A 3,070-nucleotide genomic window follows, 5' to 3' on the forward strand; every position below is an offset into this window, starting at 1 on the left:
AATGCTGAAGAGACTTGCAGCCACTTCTTAAGATCTCAAATGGGTTCTATAGAATACAAGCTAGTTCCCATCAATAGTTTGGAAGAGATAAAGACTGGGAAAAGAAAACGATTGCTAGCAGGAACTAGCGTTTTGGATCTCATCCGATGCAACCATTTTAACTGCGCTTTTCTTAAAATAGTATCTAGACTTCATTGCTCATTCCTTTAGGGAGCTATAAAAATGATCGAACTGTATTATTGGCCCACACCGAATGGTCATAAAATCACCATTTTTTTGGAGGAGGCAGATCTAGCCTATGAGATTCAACCCATAGACATTCGTGTAGGAGATCAGTTTAAGCCCGATTTTCTTAAGATTGCTCCCAATAATCGGATGCCTGCCATAATCGATCGCAGTCCGCTAGATGGTGGCGAACCTATCTCCGTATTTGAATCTGGTGCGATTTTGCAATATTTAGCTGAGAAAACAGGAAAGTTTTTACCTGCCAATCTTCGCGATCGCAAAACAGTGATGGAATGGCTATTTTGGCAAATGGGTGGGTTAGGTCCCATGGCAGGACAGAACCATCATTTTGCCCAATATGCCCCTGAAAAAATCCCCTATGCGATCGAACGCTATGTCAAGGAAACGAATCGTCTCTATGGGGTACTGGATCGTCAGTTAAACGGAAAAGACTATATTGCTGGAGATTATTCCATTGCAGATATGGCTTGCTATCCTTGGATCGTTCCTTACGAAAGGCAGCAACAGAATCTTGCCGACTTTCCCCATCTCAAACGCTGGTTTGAAACTATGCGCGATCGCCCTGCTGTAGTTAGTGCCTATGAAAAGGCGAAGCCTTTTGCTAATCAACCAACCATGACCGAAGAAAGCAAAAAAATTCTGTTTGGACAAACTGCGGCTGTTCTTCCCAAAGACAAGTAATTCTCATCTGCAAGCTGCTTAAAAAGAGTCTTCTATCGTCCGTTTGACTTTTTTAGCAAACCCCAAATATGTTGAAAGAAGCACACTTTTCCAGCGTGCTTCTTTCAGGTTCAATTTTATTCTATTCGCTATACTAATTGCGTTTAAAGGAGTCAAGCCATGCGCGAATTTGCTCTGCAGCAATATCTCTACCACCTAGACCAAATGCCAATGCGATCGCTACAGCGATCGCACCCGTAATTAGCCCAAATGCCAGATCGACAATGTTGCTAGCAATACCGATCTGTTTTAGCGCCATGGCAGAAATCAGGGCAACGATCGAAATGCGAGCCGTATGTCCGAGAATTTTAGCTTGACGACTGCCCGAACTGGCAATCAGTCCATAGGCAAGATTGGCTAGATACAAACCGATCGCAAACACAATCACACCGCTCAATACCCTGCCAGCAACCTCAAGCACTCCGAACACGATTTTGGTAAGGGCATCGATTTTCAATACATCGGTAGCAGTTCCGACGGCAACCAACATGATTCCCACCAACACCACAATTCCCACCAATTGAGAAGGAGTTAGCTTCGGCAAGGTAACTGTTCGCTCTAGATCGCTCGATTCGCTTGTTGTATTAGCTTCTGGAGTTCCAGTCAGAGACGGTAAACCTAACCAGCTCAAAATATTGTTGAAGCCCAAACTGGTCAAAATATTCGTGACAATATCTCTTGCGAATTGTCCGAAGAAGTAAGCGACAGCCAAAATCAAACCAGCCACAAAAATCTGAGGTAGATATTTGAGCGATTGATCGAGCATTGCTGTTGCAGGACGAGAAACCGCTTCAATTTCTAACGCTTCAAGGGATGCGATCGCCGTGGGGATCAGAATAAGGACATAAGCAACCGTGCCTAGCACTTGAGAGAGCGCTTGACCACCATTCGCCTGTGACGAACGGAACTGTGGTAGCAGTCGATCTGCGCCTGCGGTAGCCAATAGATTGGTTAAAATTCGTCGTACAGTCTGAGCAATTAACCAACCGACTGCGCCGATCGCACCCGCCTTGACAATCTTGGGCAATGCGCTGAGTAACTGATTAACGAGATTTTGTAAAGGTTGTAGTGCTTGCTGTAGACCGAGTGCATCTAAAACTAGCGGCAAAAATAGCAACAGAATAAACCAATACAGAGCATTGGCTAGGGCTTCGCTGAGAGGTAACGTATTACTGCCTTCTGGCGAGTTGTTTACCTGCTGTCCGAGGCGATCGTCCAAACGGGCTGAGCGCATGTAGCGCGATATCAAAATTTTGCTAACCGTTGCCAATCCCCAAGCGATCGCTGAGAGTAGTGCAGCCCCCGCTAACTTAGGAATAAAGGTCGTAATTTGCCCCAGAAAATTATTCAGTGGAGCCGCGACAGCATCAAGTTTCAGGAACTGGAAAAACCCAACCAGAGTAAAAATTGCGATCAGCCAAAATATCGCTGTCGCAATCCATTTCTCGACGGGAGGAGAACTTGTACTATCGCTTCCAGTAAGCCACTGAGCGATTTTATTATCAATACTGGTGCGCTTGAAAAATCCTTCAGCGATCGCCGAAGCAACAATAGCGACTAAAAAGCCAACGACTAAAATTGCGATCGCTAAAATTAGCTTGACTAAAGGACTTTCAGGATTAAAATCAACGCTTGAAGGAAGCTGCCCCAGTGGGCTCATCGGGAACTCAGGTAACTTCGTAATTACGGGATCAGACCAAAATATATCCATTTCGTTTCACTCCGAACTCAACACGACTAGGACGTGGGCTGAAACAACTAACATATATTTCACTTTGTTGCCCTACTTATATTACAGTTCTACCGCAATTTGCGATGTTATCTAGATCTTGCAATGTAAGTTTTAACTCTTTTTATGTTGATTATTCGTTAGAAGCGATCGCGCTCAATAGTTCGGGTGAAAGTTTCCGAAATTGTGCCAGTCAACTTGTTTAGACCGAAAGGTTCGATCCCCCTTACAAATGGAGGTAGCGGACAAATGAATTCTCCCTATTAAAAAGGGGAGCTTTGGGATACATAGCGTTTTAGATTGTCTTATTTTGGATAACGTTATGGGCACCTCTAAAAATCAGTCAGAGACGAAAAACGAAAATAAAAAGAGAGA

The 3,070-nt window shown here is 44.2% G+C and carries 2 protein-coding genes; one reads left to right on the top strand and one right to left on the bottom strand.

The annotated features are described in order from the left end of the window. The first annotated feature begins 222 nt into the window (after positions 1 to 222). Complete coding sequence (locus V2H45_RS25390) at positions 223 to 927, top strand: glutathione binding-like protein (RefSeq protein ID WP_330486487.1); 705 nt, start codon at positions 223 to 225, stop codon at positions 925 to 927. Positions 928 to 1,060: 133 nt separating this feature from the next. Here V2H45_RS25390 and V2H45_RS25395 read toward each other — a convergent pair whose 3' ends face one another. Further along, complete coding sequence (locus V2H45_RS25395; RefSeq protein WP_330486488.1) at positions 1,061 to 2,677, bottom strand: mechanosensitive ion channel; 1,617 nt, start codon at positions 2,675 to 2,677, stop codon at positions 1,061 to 1,063. Positions 2,678 to 3,070 lie beyond the last annotated feature (393 nt).

It is taken from the genome of Tumidithrix elongata BACA0141 (assembly GCF_036349135.1).
Lineage (GTDB): Bacteria > Cyanobacteriota > Cyanobacteriia > Pseudanabaenales > Pseudanabaenaceae > Tumidithrix > Tumidithrix elongata.